This is a genomic window from Pseudomonas sp. SJZ074, assembly GCF_007828215.1.
GTDB lineage: Bacteria > Pseudomonadota > Gammaproteobacteria > Pseudomonadales > Pseudomonadaceae > Aquipseudomonas.
This window is the reverse complement of sequence record NZ_VIUE01000002.1, coordinates 359,004-374,118: the sequence shown is the minus strand read 5'-3', so window position 1 is coordinate 374,118 and position 15,115 is coordinate 359,004. Positions and strand designations below refer to the sequence as shown.

Here is a 15,115-nt window from a genome sequence, read left to right as displayed (position 1 = left end):
ATTATGAGAAATGTCCACATAAACCACTTTCGCGACGTCCACCTCCATGCCGCTACCGTCCAGGAGTGGAGCCAGGACTACAGCCAGCTGACCGCCGGTTCGGCCGAAAGTACGCTCATGCAGCTGTCCACCGCGCATTGCCATATCTTTCGTGAGCAGATCAACCAGCGTGTCGTGCAGCACGGCGTGGCCCCGCGGGGCAAGATGTGCTTTGCGGTGCCGATCAACGTCCCGGGCGCGATTCGGATGCAGGGGCGCGAAGTGGATGACAGCAGCCTGTTCTTTCTTCACGGTGGCGAAGAGTTCATGTTCCATATGCCGATGGGCATGGAACTGCTGTCCATCACCTTCGAACGGGAGTTGTTCGAGCAGGCGCTGGCACAAACGGCTTCGGCAAAGGAAATCAGCCAGCTGCTGCGTCAACCGGTGATCAGGGTTTCCACGCCGTACTTCGCACAGGCGCGTCGTCGTTTGCTGGCGATATTCTCCCAGGCCCTGGCGAACGAAGAGCTCGACAATGTATGGGAACAGGAATTGGAACAGGCGATGCTCGGCGAAATGCTGCAGCTCATGACCGATCCGGCCTGCGACAAGTCCCAACGCACCACAAGCTCCACCCGCAGCTTCATCGTCGAGAAATGCCACCACTTGACCACCGCTGAAATGAACAACGTGCCCAGCGTGGACGAGTTGTGCCAGCGACTCCAGGTGAGTCGGCGTACCGTGCAGAACAGCTTCCGTGCGGTGGCCGAGACGACGCCGCTGAACTACCTGCGTTCCGTCAGGCTCAATGGCGTGCGCCGCACCTTGATGTCCACCCGCGCGTCGCAGCTCTCGATTGGCGATGCCGCTGCCCAGTGGGGCTTCTATCACCTGAGCCACTTCGCAGCGGAATACCAGGAACTGTTCGCAGAGTTACCATCCCAAACCAAGCGCGCAGCCATTCCCGATTGCGCCCTGGCCTGAGCGCGCATTCGTTGCACAACAACCTTGTGGCGAGGGGATAAATCCCCTCGCCACAGTTTTCATGGAAAGAGCCGTCTGATGACCGATTTGGGTTAGTGCGACATTGATGGGCAGGCATAGGATCGAACCTGGCGTGCAACAAGAACAATAAGCCATTCGGTGCCGGTGTACGGATGACTGCATCGATCCCACAGCGACTGCCTCATACAATAAGGTCAAGCACATGAGTGTATCTCTCCCGGTCAACAGCTCCACGGAGCTAAAGCGTGGTGCCCTGGGTGTCGGCTTCATCATCTTCTTCGTGGTGTCGGCGGCGAGCCCGTTGAGTGTCATCGCCGGTGGCTTTCCCATCGGCATCATGCTGGGCAACGGTGCCGGTACACCGGCGTTGCTGATCCTGGCCTTGCTGGTGTTGCTGATGTTCTCGGTGGGCTATACCACCATGTCCCGGCATGTCACCAATGCCGGTGGTTTCTATGCCTTCACTTCCCGCGGCCTGGGTGGCCTGGCGGGTGGTGCGGCAGGGGTGTTGGCGATGTTTGCCTATAACATCCTCCAGGTGGGGCTGTACGGCATGTTCGGCGGTGTGGTCAGCGGCACCATGGCCAGCGTGTTTGGCCTGGAGCTGCCCTGGTGGGCTTATTCGCTGATGGCAATGGCGAGCGTCGCGATCCTGGGGTATCGCAAGATCGATCTCTCGGCCCGGGTGTTGTCGGTCATTGTGATTGCCGAGTATCTGGCGATCCTGACTCTGGATTTCGCCATCCTCAGCACAGGCGGTGACAGTGGCGTCAATCTCGACGCGTTCGATCGCAGTCATGTGTTCAGCGGTACGCCGTCGATCGGCTTGCTGTTCTGCTTCGCCGCGTTCATCGGCTTCGAGGCTACGACTATCTATGGCGAAGAGGCCAGGGACCCGCAACGGACGATCCCGATTGCCACCTACTGCTCGGTATTGCTGATCGGCGGGTTCTATGCGCTGTCGGTCTGGTCGATGGTGGTGGGCGTGGGCGCGGACAAGATCGTGCCGATGCTGCAGGCCTTGCAGGACCCCACGACCTTCATTTACGGCATGTCCGATCACTTTGTCGGTCCGCACCTGACCCAGATTATCCGGGTGCTGTTCATGGTCAGTATCTATGCCGGATTGCTGGCCTTTCATAACGCCGCCGCCCGGTACTTCTACGCCATCGGACGCGACGGCCTGTTGCCGCGTCAGTTGGGAACCACCCATCGCGTCCACCAGAGTCCCCATATGGGCTCTGTCTTGCAGAGCTTGATTTCTGCGGTGGTGGTGCTGATTTTCGCCGCCATGGACGCTGATCCGATCCTGCAGTTGTTCGCCTGGCTGTCCAACCTGGCCACGTTGTGCGTGATCCTGTTGATGGCGCTCACGTCCGCCGCGGTATTTGCCTTTTCCCGCTGCCACCCCGAGCTGAAGCTGGGACTCTGGCGTGGAGGGATCTTTCCCGCTTTATCCTGCCTGGTCCTGTTGGCGGTTCTGATCATCGCGGTGTTGCATTTCGATGTGCTGACGGGCGCCAGCCAGACCTTGTCCTATGGCCTCTGCGCGATCATTCCCGCAGCGTTGCTGGCGGGTGTGTTGCTGGCGGCTCGGCTGCGCAAGGGGGCGCCGGAGCGGTATCTGATGCTGGGGAGCCACAAGCTCTAAGACGTCACAGGTGCTGCTTGAGGAAGCTTACGAACTCAAGGACCAGTTGCGAGGGTTCTTCCTGGGTGGGAAGCAGCAAGGCAATTTCGTACCTGATGGCGGGCTTGAACGGTTTCAGGACCAGGTCGTGGGCGAAGGAATGGCTGATCACCGGGTCGACCATGCCGACGCCCATCCCGGAGCGGACCAGTTCGCACGCCGTCGCAAAAAACTCTGTCTCGGCCACCACATTCCAGAATGACCCGTACGCCGAAAACGCCATTGCCAGTTGCTGGTAGAGGGGATCGCCCTTGAACAGCGAAATGAACGGCACCCCATCCAGGTCCGCCGGGGTAATTACGTCCAACGCTGCCAGTGGGTGATCGACAGGCATCATGCACTGGCATTCATAGGCAATCACCTCCATGCGGGACATTGGGTAGTCGAGGGGCAGTTCGGCAATGGCCAGGTCGAATTGTTGCGTCGTGATCAGCTCACGAACGGATTGGGAATTGCGGGTGATGATCTTCAATTCCAGGCCCGGGCGCTCCCTGGCGAATTCGGCCATCAGGCGTGGCAACAGACTGATCGAGATGCTGGCATAGGCAGCGATTGCCAGGTGGCCGCGTTTACCCGTGCGGATTTCCTTGGCGATGCGCTGGGTCTTCTCCACGGCCTCCAACGCACGCTCCGCCTCGACGAAGAACAACCGCGCCTCGGGAGTGGGTTGCAGACGGCCGCCTTTGCGCACGAACAGCTTGAGGCCGGTTTCATGCTCCAGGTTGGCAATGGTGCTGCTGATCGCCGGCTGGGAAATATTCAGGAGTTCCGCAGCGCGGGTCATCGTGCCGTGAATCATCAAGGTTCTGAAGCACTCGAGCTGACGGATTCGCATAGGGTTTACCTATAGATTCAACTTATACCAAGGCCACTTTATATTATTGGTTTGCGGTTTTCTCTTGTGTTTTCCTTGTTCGCAAGCCCATCAGCGCAGAGGAAACCGCGACATGAACACGATGACTTCGATGACCCCCGGTGAGCGGGTTCTATTGCCGGCCCGGCACGGTGTAGCGCTCCGGTTGAACCAGGGGCAGACCCTCAAGGTGATCAACACCCATGGCAAACAGGTCGTGGACACCTGGGCCTTCAACCCGGACGACCTGCGAGAAGCCATGTCGATGGAGCACAGCCGTCCTTTCTGGTTGAAACTCAACCCTCGTGAAGGGGACAGCCTGCTGACCAATAAGCGCCGCGGGATCCTGACGCTGATCGAGGACACGACGCCGGGCATCCATGACACCCTGGTCGCGGCCTGTGACCCGACCCGCTACGTTCAACTGGGCGTCGTCGGTCATCACGCCAGTTGCAACGAAAATCTCTTCCTGGCCCTGGAGGCCCTCGGCCTGGTGGCGCCTGACACGCCAAGTCCCTTGAACCTGTTCATGAACGTTCCGGTGCACGAAGATGGACGCATCGAGTTTGCCGAGCCTGTCAGCACACCAGGGCAATATGTCTGCCTCAAAGCGGAAATGGACGCTATTGTGGTCCTGTCCGCCTGCCCCCAGGACGTTACCGCCGTAAACGGCATGCGGCCCCAGGACGTGCATTACTGCGTCCTCTGACGCACCGCAGACCTGCCGGCAGCGGTGGCTTGCCGGCAGGACACCGAATACCTCGCAAGCACCCCGACGGGTGCCCGGAGAAAACCATGCGCAAAATACCCCCTCTGAATTCCGTGCGAGCGTTCGAGGCTGTCGCACGGCACCAGAGTTTTTCCGCCGCGGCGAACGAGCTCTCGGTGACGGTCGCGGCGGTCAGCCATCAAGTGCGCCAGTTGGAGGAAGGCCTGGGGCAAAAGCTCCTGGAAAGAGGTCGAATGGTGACCCTCACGCCCGCCGGGAAGGCGATCTATCCATTGCTGCGCGAGGGCTTCGACCAGATTGCCCAGGCGTTCACCTTGTTGGGCGGGACAAAGGAGGGCGATGCCATCCACGTATCCACCACGCGGGCATTCGCCGAACGCTGGCTTATGCCGCGGCTGGCGAAATTCAATGAGATCTATCCGAACATCGTGGTGTCCATCCACGCCTCGGAAAAAGTCGTGGATCTGCGTGCTGAAACCGTCGACCTGGCGATTCGTTATGGGCCGGTCGATGCCGATGTGCGCGGGCCGGTGCTGTTCGAAGACCGTTTCATCGCGGTCGCGGATGAGCACATTTGCCCGGTGGAGGGCAACGCAACGATCAACGATTTTCCGAATCGACCGCTGTTGGCGTTCAAATGGAAGAACCAGGCCCTCGAAGCCCCCTCGTGGTCAGCCTGGCTCGCTGGCGTCAAACGCGATGCCGCCGGGGATTTGCGCATTTCCTGGTACAGCGAGGAAACCCTGGCCTTGCATGCGCTGGAGCGAGGCCTGGGGCCCTTGTTGTGCAGCGATGTACTGATTGACGATGAGCTGCGTTCCGGGCGGATCCGGCGATTGGAAGGTCCGGCCTTGGCGGGGTTCACCTATCATCTGGTCGAGAGCGGCCATGGCCACCCACGGCGCAACCTGGCGTTGTTCAGGGAGTGGCTCCTGGACGAGGCCAGGTCATTCAGAGGCAATGCCCTCAATGACCTGGCCGGAGATCAACGCTTGCTCACGACCTGAACCCATCCGCGAGCAGGGTCGATTCTATCGCCAGGCACGCACTGAGCAATGGGTCATCGCGACCTCGTGTCGCCGAGACCAGCACTGAGGTGGCAAGCCCGAGGCTGTCCCGGCCGGATGGGAGGGCAACGCCCGGCATGTCCAGCAGGCTGCCGATCATGGTGAGCGACAAGGTCTCCAGATTGACGGCCGCGAACAGCCCGTCGTCTTGTTCCAGGGGTGCCATGGGCGGAGCGACATGTTTGACCGTCGGCATCACCAGCAAAGCACCGTCGAGCTCATCCTCGATGGCCGCCATCAGCTCTTCCCGTGATTGTCGGATCCTGGCTTCCGTCGCCGAGTCGATGCCCTTGGCCGCACGCAGGCGCGCGCACACGCGTCTGTCCATCCGGGCGCCTTGCGCGCTTTCCACGATCGGGCCCAACAGGCGCCAGGCTTCTATCGCGCCCAACCAGCCCGAGCGGGCGATCAGTTCACGGGTACGGGCGACGGCGGCTACCGCTCGATACTCAACCTGGGCGCCGGCGGCGCGCAGCCGTGCCATCGTGGCGACAAGGTTCTGCCGCACCGCTGGCTGCAGCGCCGGGTCGGACAACACACCTTCGTCGACCACAAGGCGCAGGTCCGAAAGCCTCGCAGCCGGGCAGTCGCCGTCGTTGATCCCGCGCATCGCCCTGTCCAGCGCGGCGCAGTCGGCCACGCTGTGGGCGAAGGCGCCCAGGCTGTCGAGCGTGACGGCAAGAGGGTGCACGCCTTGTTGGCTGTAGCGGCCCGTCGAGGCCTTGTAGCCGACCAGACCATTGAACGCCGCCGGGACGCGAATCGAACCGGCGGTGTCGGTGCCTATGGCGCTGCTGACAATACCTCGCTGAACCGCGATGGCCGAGCCGGAAGAGGAACCGCCGGGCAGACGGACTTCATCGACCACGACGTTTGAGGTAGGCGTCCCGAAATGCGGGTTCAGGCCCAGGCCGGAATACGCGAACTCCGCGAGGTTGGTTTTTCCCAGCGGGATCATGCCCTGCGCGGTGAGGGTGGCGATGACTGCTGCATCCTCCACGGCGATTTCGGCGTCGACCCGGGTGATGGAGCCGGCGGTCGTCCGGCTGCCGGCAACGTCCAACAGGTCTTTGATCGCGTAGGGAATGCCGTCGAAGGCGCTCAGCGGAGTGCCTTGTTGCCAGCGCCGGGTCGATGCCCTGGCGGCGTCGAGGGCGCGTTGCTCCAGCAAGGCGATAAACACATGCTCCGTTTCTCTCGCCGCGACCAACGCGCAGGCGACCAACTCATCCGGTGTCGTCAGGCCCTGCTTCAATCGCTCGGCGGTTTGCAGCATCGTGATCATGTTTTCTTCCTTGTCGGTTAGGCGACGGTGCCGGACGCTCAAGCCACCGACACCTGGTGTTGTCTTTCCTCGATCATCTGCCGGACCAGCACCGGAACGGCGTCGAAGGCATTGGCGATGGAGGCTTCATGGCGCGCGTCGGCAAACTCCTGGTAGTCGATGGAAATCACATGGGTTTCATTCACGCCCAGGTAATGCGCGCAGGTCTGGATGTGCGTGTCCAGATGGTTCATGGTCTCGCGAACGCCGCCAGGCCCGAAGCCGAATTCGCCTCGGGACGACAGGATGACCAGTTTCTTGCCGCTCATGATCGGTTCCAGTGGGTAGTCGCCGCGCTCCAGGTCGAAGGTGAAGGTTTTGCCGATCCGGATCACCTTGTCAAACCAGGACTTGAGCGCGGCCGGCATGCCGTAGTTGTACATCGGCGTGCCGATGACGATGACGTCGGCGCGGTCGAGCTCATCGATCAACTCGTCCGAGAGGCGGATTTCCTCGCGTTTTTGCGGCGTCAGTTGCTCTTCGGGGGTAAAGACCGCGGCAATCCAGGCCTCGGTCACGAAGGGGGGTGGATTGCGGCCGACGTCACGGGTGATGACTTGGGTACTGGCATCGCGCTCACGCCAGGCCTCGACAAAGGCCTGGGACAGTTTACGGCTCAGTGAGCGGTCGGATCGTGCGCTGGCGTCAATATGAAGAAGGGTGGTCATGTCCTGTTTCCTGTTAAGCCTGAGGTGGAACTACCTCGGTGACGGAAACAAGTTGGCCACGGCGCTGAGCCGCCCGACTATTGATATTTACTTGAACCGCATCAAATAAAACTCAACAAGTGATTGTTCTTAGTCGCGCCGTTTTGAAAAGCCGCTATTTTCAAAGCGGAAATGGATAGATCACATTGCAGGTTTTAGGAAAACTCAACCCGACAAGTTTTCTAAAGGACGGTTTAGTTATCGTCAATTACTTAAACTTGCGGACCTCGCTTTAATGAACCCGGGCGATACAGGTGGTCGCCGTTCAGCGAGGAAAATAATAATGTCAACGCGTCGCGAATCTGCAAACAGTTTAATCAACGAGGCCAACTATGATGCACTTGGTATCGAGCCAGTGCCCGATAGCCAGCGTACCTCTACGCCCCTGGACCAGTTCTGGATCTGGGCGGGGGCGAACGTGGCGCCGATCAACTGGGTATTGGGTGCCATCGGTATCCAGCTAGGCCTGAGCCTGATTGAAACCCTGTTGGTCATCGTGATCGGCAATCTGTTGGGCGCCGCCTTGTTCGGCGGCATCTGCATCATGGGGCACCGCACGGGAGTCCCGCAGATGGTCCTGTCTCGGCTGGCGTTCGGCCGGCGCGGTGCCTACCTTCCCACCCTCATGCAGGTACTGATGCCGATGGGCTGGGTGGCGACCAACACCTGGATCGTGCTGGACCTGGCGGTGGCCGCCCTGGACAGGGTCGGCATCAACGGCGGCATGGAGCTCAAGTACGGCATCGCCCTGGTCGTCATGATCGCGCAGGTCGGGATTGCCGCCTGGGGTTTCAACGCCATCAAGTGCTTCGAGCGCTACACCATGCCGGTGATCCTGCTGATCATGGTGGTGATGACCGGCCTGGCCTTCACACACGTGGACATCCAGTGGCAGCGCTCGACCGTCGAAGGCATCGGCAAGCTTTCGGCCATGAGCAGCCTGATGACGGCGATCGGGATCGGCTGGGGCATTTCGTGGCTGGTTTACGCCTCGGACTACACCCGCTTCACCCAGAGCAGATTGTCCGATGGACAGGTGTTCCGCTCGACGTTCCTCGGCATGTTCCTGCCCACCGTCTGGCTGGCGTTCCTGGGCGCGGCAATTGCTTCTGCGGGTGCCGGTTCGGACCCCGCGCAACTGATCATTGCGGTCTTCGGCACCATGGCGTTGCCGGTTCTGCTGGTGCTGCTCCATGGGCCGGTGGCCACCAACATCGTGGTCATCTACTCGGCGGCGCTGGCCACCTTGTCCCTGGACCTGCGCGTCCCACGCTGGGTGGTTTCAACGGTCTCGGGCCTGGTGGCGCTGTTCATCCTCTATCTGTTCCTGCAATCCGGCGAGTTCGTGCACGCCTTTGAAAACCTGATGGTGTTTTTCGTGGTGTGGATCAGTCCCTGGGCGGGTATCACCCTGGTCGACTTCTTCCTGATTCGCCGGGGGCGGATCGATGTGAAATCGCTTTATTGCCATCACTTGGAAAGTACCTGCACTGACGTGAACTGGAGGGGTGTATTTGCACTGGCCGTGGGTGTGTTGGCGGCCTGGTTATTCCAGGTAGGCACCATCCAGTCGCTGCAAGGCCCTCTTGCGATGGCACTGGGTGGAATTGATTTGTCCTGGTTGGCGGGATTTTGCGTGGGCGGCGGTATTTATTACCTATTGCATCGCTCGCGTCCCAGCGAAGTTATTAACGGGCCAGTGATGGCTAAGTAAACGCTGTGCACGATTCAACATTAAAGAGGTTATTGCAAATGTCTCATCTTGAACAAACCAATGTGCTGGCTGCATTGAGCGGCGGCGCCGAGATCGATGCGTTCCTGGGCAACGTCGTGGAGATCGCAATCGTGACCCGGGACCATAAACGCACCATGGACGGCTTGCTCAAGCTGGGGATCGGCCCATGGCGGGTATACACCTTCAGCCCGGAGAACACCCGGAACCAGACGTACCACGGTGAACCGGCCGACTTTGTGCTGAAGGTCTGCTTCGCCCAGTCCGGAAACATGGTCTGGGAGCTGATGGAGCCGGTGTCGGGGCCGACGATTTTCGCCGACTTCCTGGAGGCCCATGGCGAGGGGATCCAGCACGTTGCCTACGACTGCAACAACATCCCGTTCGAGGAGCGCATCGCTGAATTGCAGCGCCGCGGTTTCAAATGCGTGCAGTCCGGTTCGTGGATGGGCGTGAATCATTTCGCGTTCTTCGGCACCGAGGCCGACACCACTACGGTCTTCGAAACCTACGCCTTTCCTGCCGACTGGGACTATCCGGAGCCGGAGTCCTGGTATCCGCCGCGGGCATAAGCCCACTCGGCATCACTGGGTTTCGCCTGGGCGTCAGCAGCGCCTGGGCGTGACCGCTTTGCAACGACACAGGAGTAAAACCATGAACCCTGTCCGGATGGATAACATCAGTTGGGTGGACTATGAGCACCGGGTGCAGTCAGGTGCGGTGGTCTTGCTGCCCATCGGCGCCACGGAGCAGCACGGCCCCCATCTGCCCTTGGGGACCGACGCCTTGCTCGCCAGTGCAATCAGTGAAGACGTGGCTCGGAAGATCGACGGCGTGGTCGCCCCGGCCTTGTCCTACGGCTATAAATCCCAGCCCAAGTGTGGCGGCGGGCAGCACTTCTGCGGCACCACCAGCGTGGATGGCGCGACGCTGATCGCCATGGTCCGCGATGCTGTGCGTGAGTTTCATCGCCATGGTGTAAAGCGCCTGGTCCTGGTGATCGGTCACTACGAAAACCAATGGTTCGTGACCGAAGGCATCGAGCTGGCGATGCGCGATATCGGGCCCGCGGCCGGACTGGAGGTCATGCGCCTGGAACACTGGGAGTTCGTCAAAGCACAGACCCTCGACACGATCTTTGCGAACGGTTTTCCGGGCATCGCACTGGAGCACGCAGCGGTCATCGAGACGTCGATGATGCTGCATTACCACCCGCAACTGGTGTGCCTGGACCAGATCCCTGACCACGGACCGGCTGAGTTCCCGGTCTACGACATGTACCCGACCCGAACCGAATGGGTGCCGGCCAGCGGCGTGCTGTCCTCCGCATTGGGGTCGAGCGCAGAGAAGGGACGGTTGCTGGTGGCGGATGTCGTCAGCGGTATCGTCCAGGCGGTGCGGTCGGAGTTCAGGCTCGCCGGGGCCGAGTCGCAGGTTTCAAACGGCTGAACCGGGCTCTTGTGCAGGGTTGCCGGAGGCGAACATCGGCAGCCGTTGCAACATCCAGTTCAGTAACTCCTGGGCAGGGGCCGCCAGCGGGCGTCCGGACTTCACCAGCAGTTTCGCCTCGACCCCCAGGAACAGTGGATGGTCGACGGCCACCGCCGCGAGGCTGCCTTGGGCAATTTCCCGATAGGCCGCCACTTCGCCCAACAGCGAGGCAAACTCGCCGCTCGCGACCAGGCGCTTGAGAGCGGCCAAGGAGTTGCTGACCAGCGCCGGACGGATTTCGATCTTCTCGGCGTACTCGAGCATCTTCAGCGCGTGACCGATACCGAAGGTCGGCGGCGTCAGCACCAGTTGGCAGTCGAGCAAGTCGGCGACGGTTGCCATTGTCCCTTGCAAGGCCAACGGATGGTCCGGGCGAACCAGCAGCATGACGGGCTGCCGGGACGTCGCGCGGTAATCGATGTGAGTGTGGGGAGGCGGGTTGTAGGCCAGGCCGATGTGCGCGCGATTTTCCGCGATTTCGTTCAGGACGTCGTCCACGGGCAGTATGTCCAGCCTGACATCGAGCTTGGGGTACTGTTTGCAGAACGGCGCGAGCACGTGGTCCACCAGGGTATCGACGTAGCCTTCGCTGATGACGACTCGCACGTGTCCCTGTTGCAGCCCCTTGATGGCCTGGAGCTGGTCTTCGAGCTTCTCCTGATGTGATCGATAGCCGCGCCAGAACTCCAGCAGGTGCGCGGCAGCTTCGGTGGGCTGGACGCCACGGGCCTGGCGTTCGAACAACCGGGTACCCAATTCCTCTTCCAGCAACTTGATCTGGCGGGTAATCACCGAGGGGGAGGTGTTGATGCTGTCCGCCGCGCCACGGATCGAGCCGTGGGTCAGCACCTCATGAAAATACCGCAGGCGTTGCTGGTTGATCTCGCGCATGACTGGTGTCCTTCCGATTCTGCGTTGCTCATAGGGCAACGGTACACCAAGATAGTTGCTCTTGCTGTGATTTGGTGGTGGGCGCAACATCTGACCTGCAATGCGTTGCAATCGGGTCTTGAATGCAGCGCAGGTGAACAGGCGCCTTTACTGAACCTCGCACCCATCGTGTTCCGCAAGGAACCTTTCCAAAGAGAGAACGCAGATGCTTTTACATCTATCGACCTGGGCCGAAATCGAAACATTCCTCCAGCGCAGCCGTACCGTGGTCATCCCGATCGGTTCCAACGAGCAGCACGGGCCTACCGGATTGCTGGGGACGGACTGGATGTGCCCCGAAATCATCGCCCACCAGGCGCAGCAGGCCGCGGACATTCTGATTGCCCCGACCTTCAACATCGGCATGGCGCAACATCATCTTGGATTCCCGGGAACAATCTCGCTCAGACCTTCGACTTTCATCGCCGCCATCGGCGACTGGGTGCGCTCGCTGGCTGCCCATGGGTTTGAAAAGATGCTGTTTCTCAATGGCCATGGCGGCAATATCGCCTCGATTGAAGCGGCGTTCTCGGAACTGTACGCCGAGGCGAGTTTCGTCCGTCGCCCTGCGGGTTTCGCCTTGAAGCTGTGCAACTGGTGGGATCTGGAAGGGGTCAATGAGCTGGCGCGGGAGCAGTTCCCCACCGGTCACGGTGTTCATGCAACGCCTTCGGAAATCGCCGTGACCCAGTGGGCCTATCCCCACGCCATCAAATCCGCAGATTACTCGCCACAGATCGCCAACTGGGGCCCGATCCGGGAGGCAGCCGATTTCCGCGCCCGGCATCCGGATGGCCGCATGGGATCGGACCCGGCGCAAGCCTCTGCGGAAAAAGGCCGGCAGCTGGTGATGCTGGCCGCGCAAGGTCTGTTGCAGGAGGTGCAGGCCTTTAGCCGTGAGTCCATGGCGGGTTGAACCGCAGCGCTGCCATTGCACACGCCTGGGTATCCCGGGCGTTGGCGTTTCATCCCGTAAGAACGGCAATCAATCAGGTACGCCACGATGTGGAAAATCGAAAAAAATTCCAAGCGATGATTGACCAAGGAGAATGATCGTTCTACATTGGGCTCATGTAGAAGAACGAAAATATGGCCCTGACGCATATTAGTCTGCGTGGTTGCTCGTACCCGTTCGCGTAAGCTGGCTTGTTGAGATGTTGATATGAATCGCGATTATCGTGACGTGTTGATGTTGCGATGATGATCGCTGAAAGAAAGTTGTGCCGTTTTGCTGAGTTTCGAAAACGTTATATAAACCGATACATCCAATTGTCCTGGAGGCACTACCATGTTCGATGCACAAACTCGTCCGCCCCTTCCTCCGTTCACTCGTGAAACGGCGATTGAGAAAGTCCGACTCGCTGAAGATGGCTGGAATAGCCGCGATCCCGAAAAAGTATCGCTTGCCTATACGTTGGACACCCAATGGCGTAACCGAGCGGAATTTGCTACCAATCGTGAAGAGGCCAAAGGTTTTCTTACTCGCAAATGGAGAAAAGAGCTTGATTATCGCCTGATCAAAGAGCTCTGGGCCTTTACCGACAACCGCATCGCTGTACGTTACGCATACGAGTGGCATGATGATTCAGGTAACTGGTTCCGCTCTTACGGTAACGAAAACTGGGAGTTCGAAGCGGATGGCTTGATGCACCGTCGCTTCGCCTGCGTGAACGACATGCCCATCAAGGAGAGCGAGCGCAAGTTCCATTGGCCGCTGGGACGTCGCCCGGATGACCACCCAAGCCTGTCTGACCTCGGTCTGTAAATATCTCAACCGACCTGAACCTTTCGTTGAAAAGGCTCAGGTCTTTTTTGAGCCTGGCGCTATAAATAGTTTCTTTATCAAAAGTCCTCCTGACTCGTAACCGCACGCAATCCCTCCAAAGTATATCCTCCAACTCTTGGCCGGTCTTATCCGGCTCTTCCGCCTGCCAACGGTCTTCATTGCCTGCTTCGCGAAAGGTCTAGCGGTCGCAGCTTTTCCAGCCATGAGTCTATCACTGAAGTTCCCTAACAATATTTGCTTCACCAGATCCACGCATGAGGCTGCAAATCGTAGCTCCGTTTGTCTCAGGCGGGAACTTGCGGTGAGCTGGATTTTCGCAGCCAGCCGTTGGCGATTCTTGGTTTTGGATACGGCCTGAGTAAATGCACTTCCGTGCAATTACTGCCGGAGTAGAGGCGGAAAGCGCGCTGCAGGGGCGCAAGTAGAGAAGGGTTATTCTTTCAAAAGGTCAGGGGACGGCAGGTGTTTGAGCCCCCCGTCCCTGGCGCCAACGATCGAGCGCCAGATGTAATAAAGGGTTGGGGTGTAGCCCGGTTGCCGTCAGACGCCCGGGCTGACTTACATCAGAAAGGCTTGGTAGGCAGATACTTGCCGTCCAGGGTGATCACAGCGCGATGGCCACCCTCCGGATCTTCGACTTTCTTGATGTCCAGCTTGAAGTTGATGGCACTGATGATGCCGTCGCCGAACTTTTCGTGAACCAGCGCTTTAAGGGTGGTGCCGTATACCGACATCATCTCGTAGAAACGGTAAATGGTCGGGTCGGACGGTACGCCATCAAAAAAACTGCCGCGAACTGGCATCGATTGCAGCAAAGCGACTTGATCAGCATCGAGGTCGAGTTTCTTGCCCACGACATGGGCGGCGCTGGAAGGCAGTGGATGCTGGCCGAGCAGGGCAGCAGTGACGAAGGCTTCGGACAGGCCGGTGCCGTCAACGATCTCGGCGAAGGACAGGTCCTTGCGAGCCTTGGCCAAAATGATGGTTTCGGTCAGTTCTTGGCGAGCGGTGCGGGTGGCTTGAGTCTGGATCATGGCGAATCTCCTAAGTTGGTAAGGGTTGCAGGTACAGGTTTCAGGCGATGTGCCTGGCTTGCTGGAAAACGGCGTGGATTTCGGGGTTCTCTGCGAGGGACACGAAGGTCCCGGTACTGCCATCGAAGGCGTCGATACGCCCGCTCTCGATGTCATAGATCCAACCATGCAGGGTGATGCGGCCTTCTTCGAGCGCTAGGCGAACGGATGGGTGTGTCTGGAGGTTGGCCAGTTGCGCGATGACGTTTTCGCGGACCATGGACGTAACTTTGCTCGGCAGATCCGGGTGTTTGCGGGCTTCGTTAACCACCTTGGCCGAGTCGGCGTAACGGAGCCATCCGGCAACGGCTGGCATGTGATCCAGGCACTTGCATGTTGCTATGGCGGTCATCGCGCCGCAGTCGGAGTGGCCGCAGATGACGATGTCTGCGACCTGGAGTGCGGCGACCGCGTATTCGACAGAGGCCGAAACGCCGCCTGGCTCCGGGCCATACGACGGTACGATGTTGCCGGCGTTGCGGATGACAAACAGATCGCCTGGCTCGCGCTGGGTGACCAGTTCAGGCACCAGTCGGCTATCTGAGCAAGAGATGAACAATGCTCTTGGGCTCTGCTGATTAGCCAAGTCCTTGAACAGTTTGATCCGCTCAGGGAACGCGTCTTTCTGGAATTTCAGAAAACCGTCGATGATTGCTTTCATGGTTGCTGTCTCGATGTCCGGGTGTGAGACAAAGATTAAGCAACGCGTTACATAAGATAAAAGTCTGATTTATTATGCTATTGA

The 15,115-nt window shown here is 59.6% G+C and carries 15 protein-coding genes; 9 read left to right on the top strand and 6 right to left on the bottom strand.

The features are described 5' to 3' along the window. Positions 1 to 3: 3 nt before the first annotated feature. Together FBX99_RS04030 and FBX99_RS04025 are read left to right on the top strand one after the other, a co-directional pair. The gene (locus tag FBX99_RS04030) at positions 4 to 966 is read left to right on the top strand and encodes a helix-turn-helix domain-containing protein (RefSeq protein ID WP_145130692.1); all 963 of its coding nucleotides are present in this window, start codon (positions 4 to 6) and stop codon (positions 964 to 966) included. Between the two features lie 223 nt (positions 967 to 1,189). Continuing rightward, the gene (locus tag FBX99_RS04025; RefSeq protein ID WP_144922485.1) at positions 1,190 to 2,638 is read left to right on the top strand and encodes an APC family permease; all 1,449 of its coding nucleotides are present in this window, start codon (positions 1,190 to 1,192) and stop codon (positions 2,636 to 2,638) included. Between the two features lie 4 nt (positions 2,639 to 2,642). Here the strand turns inward: FBX99_RS04025 and FBX99_RS04020 are convergent, their stop codons facing one another. Continuing rightward, the gene (locus FBX99_RS04020) at positions 2,643 to 3,512 is read right to left on the bottom strand and encodes a LysR substrate-binding domain-containing protein (RefSeq protein WP_145130691.1); all 870 of its coding nucleotides are present in this window, start codon (positions 3,510 to 3,512) and stop codon (positions 2,643 to 2,645) included. Between the two features lie 112 nt (positions 3,513 to 3,624). Between FBX99_RS04020 and FBX99_RS04015 the strand changes: the two genes are divergently transcribed. Further along, complete coding sequence (locus FBX99_RS04015) at positions 3,625 to 4,239, top strand: DUF1989 domain-containing protein (protein ID WP_144922478.1); 615 nt, start codon at positions 3,625 to 3,627, stop codon at positions 4,237 to 4,239. Between the two features lie 86 nt (positions 4,240 to 4,325). After that, positions 4,326 to 5,267: a LysR substrate-binding domain-containing protein gene (locus FBX99_RS04010; protein ID WP_145130689.1), complete on the top strand. Its 942-nt coding sequence runs from the start codon at positions 4,326 to 4,328 to the stop codon at positions 5,265 to 5,267. On the opposite strand, the gene FBX99_RS04005 is transcribed toward FBX99_RS04010, so the two are convergent. Both FBX99_RS04005 and FBX99_RS04000 read right to left on the bottom strand, forming a co-directional pair. Then, the gene (locus tag FBX99_RS04005) at positions 5,257 to 6,612 is read right to left on the bottom strand and encodes an amidase family protein (RefSeq protein ID WP_145130687.1); all 1,356 of its coding nucleotides are present in this window, start codon (positions 6,610 to 6,612) and stop codon (positions 5,257 to 5,259) included. The genes FBX99_RS04010 and FBX99_RS04005 overlap by 11 nt on opposite strands. A gap of 38 nt (positions 6,613 to 6,650) precedes the next feature. After that, positions 6,651 to 7,319 (bottom strand): FMN-dependent NADH-azoreductase, encoded by a 669-nt coding sequence (locus FBX99_RS04000; RefSeq protein ID WP_145130685.1) that lies wholly within the window; start codon positions 7,317 to 7,319, stop codon positions 6,651 to 6,653. A gap of 322 nt (positions 7,320 to 7,641) precedes the next feature. On the opposite strand from FBX99_RS04000, the gene FBX99_RS03995 reads away from it, so the two are divergent. From FBX99_RS03995 to FBX99_RS03985, 3 genes are all read left to right on the top strand, one after another. Continuing rightward, on the top strand, positions 7,642 to 9,072 hold the full coding sequence (locus tag FBX99_RS03995; protein ID WP_144922466.1) for a cytosine permease: 1,431 nt from the start codon (positions 7,642 to 7,644) through the stop codon (positions 9,070 to 9,072). A gap of 38 nt (positions 9,073 to 9,110) precedes the next feature. Continuing rightward, positions 9,111 to 9,662, top strand: coding sequence for a VOC family protein (locus FBX99_RS03990; RefSeq protein ID WP_144922463.1), 552 nt, complete (start codon positions 9,111 to 9,113; stop codon positions 9,660 to 9,662). A gap of 82 nt (positions 9,663 to 9,744) precedes the next feature. Then, positions 9,745 to 10,539: a creatininase gene (locus FBX99_RS03985; RefSeq protein WP_144922460.1), complete on the top strand. Its 795-nt coding sequence runs from the start codon at positions 9,745 to 9,747 to the stop codon at positions 10,537 to 10,539. On the opposite strand, the gene FBX99_RS03980 is transcribed toward FBX99_RS03985, so the two are convergent. Continuing rightward, entirely contained in the window at positions 10,528 to 11,472 is a 945-nt protein-coding gene (locus FBX99_RS03980) for a LysR family transcriptional regulator (RefSeq protein ID WP_144922457.1), read from the bottom strand. The genes FBX99_RS03985 and FBX99_RS03980 overlap by 12 nt on opposite strands. A gap of 205 nt (positions 11,473 to 11,677) precedes the next feature. Here FBX99_RS03980 and FBX99_RS03975 point away from each other — a divergent pair, with 205 nt between their 5' ends. Both FBX99_RS03975 and FBX99_RS03970 read left to right on the top strand, forming a co-directional pair. Beyond that, on the top strand, positions 11,678 to 12,427 hold the full coding sequence (locus tag FBX99_RS03975) for a creatininase family protein (protein WP_145130683.1): 750 nt from the start codon (positions 11,678 to 11,680) through the stop codon (positions 12,425 to 12,427). A gap of 372 nt (positions 12,428 to 12,799) precedes the next feature. Next, complete coding sequence (locus tag FBX99_RS03970) at positions 12,800 to 13,276, top strand: nuclear transport factor 2 family protein (RefSeq protein WP_144922454.1); 477 nt, start codon at positions 12,800 to 12,802, stop codon at positions 13,274 to 13,276. A 584-nt stretch (positions 13,277 to 13,860) separates the two neighbouring features. Here FBX99_RS03970 and cynS read toward each other — a convergent pair. Beyond that, positions 13,861 to 14,331, bottom strand: a complete 471-nt coding sequence (gene cynS / locus FBX99_RS03965; protein WP_024777263.1) for a cyanase — start codon at positions 14,329 to 14,331, stop codon at positions 13,861 to 13,863. 40 nt (positions 14,332 to 14,371) lie between these two features. Then, positions 14,372 to 15,031: a carbonic anhydrase gene (locus FBX99_RS03960; RefSeq protein WP_144922451.1), complete on the bottom strand. Its 660-nt coding sequence runs from the start codon at positions 15,029 to 15,031 to the stop codon at positions 14,372 to 14,374. Positions 15,032 to 15,115: the final 84 nt, after the last annotated feature.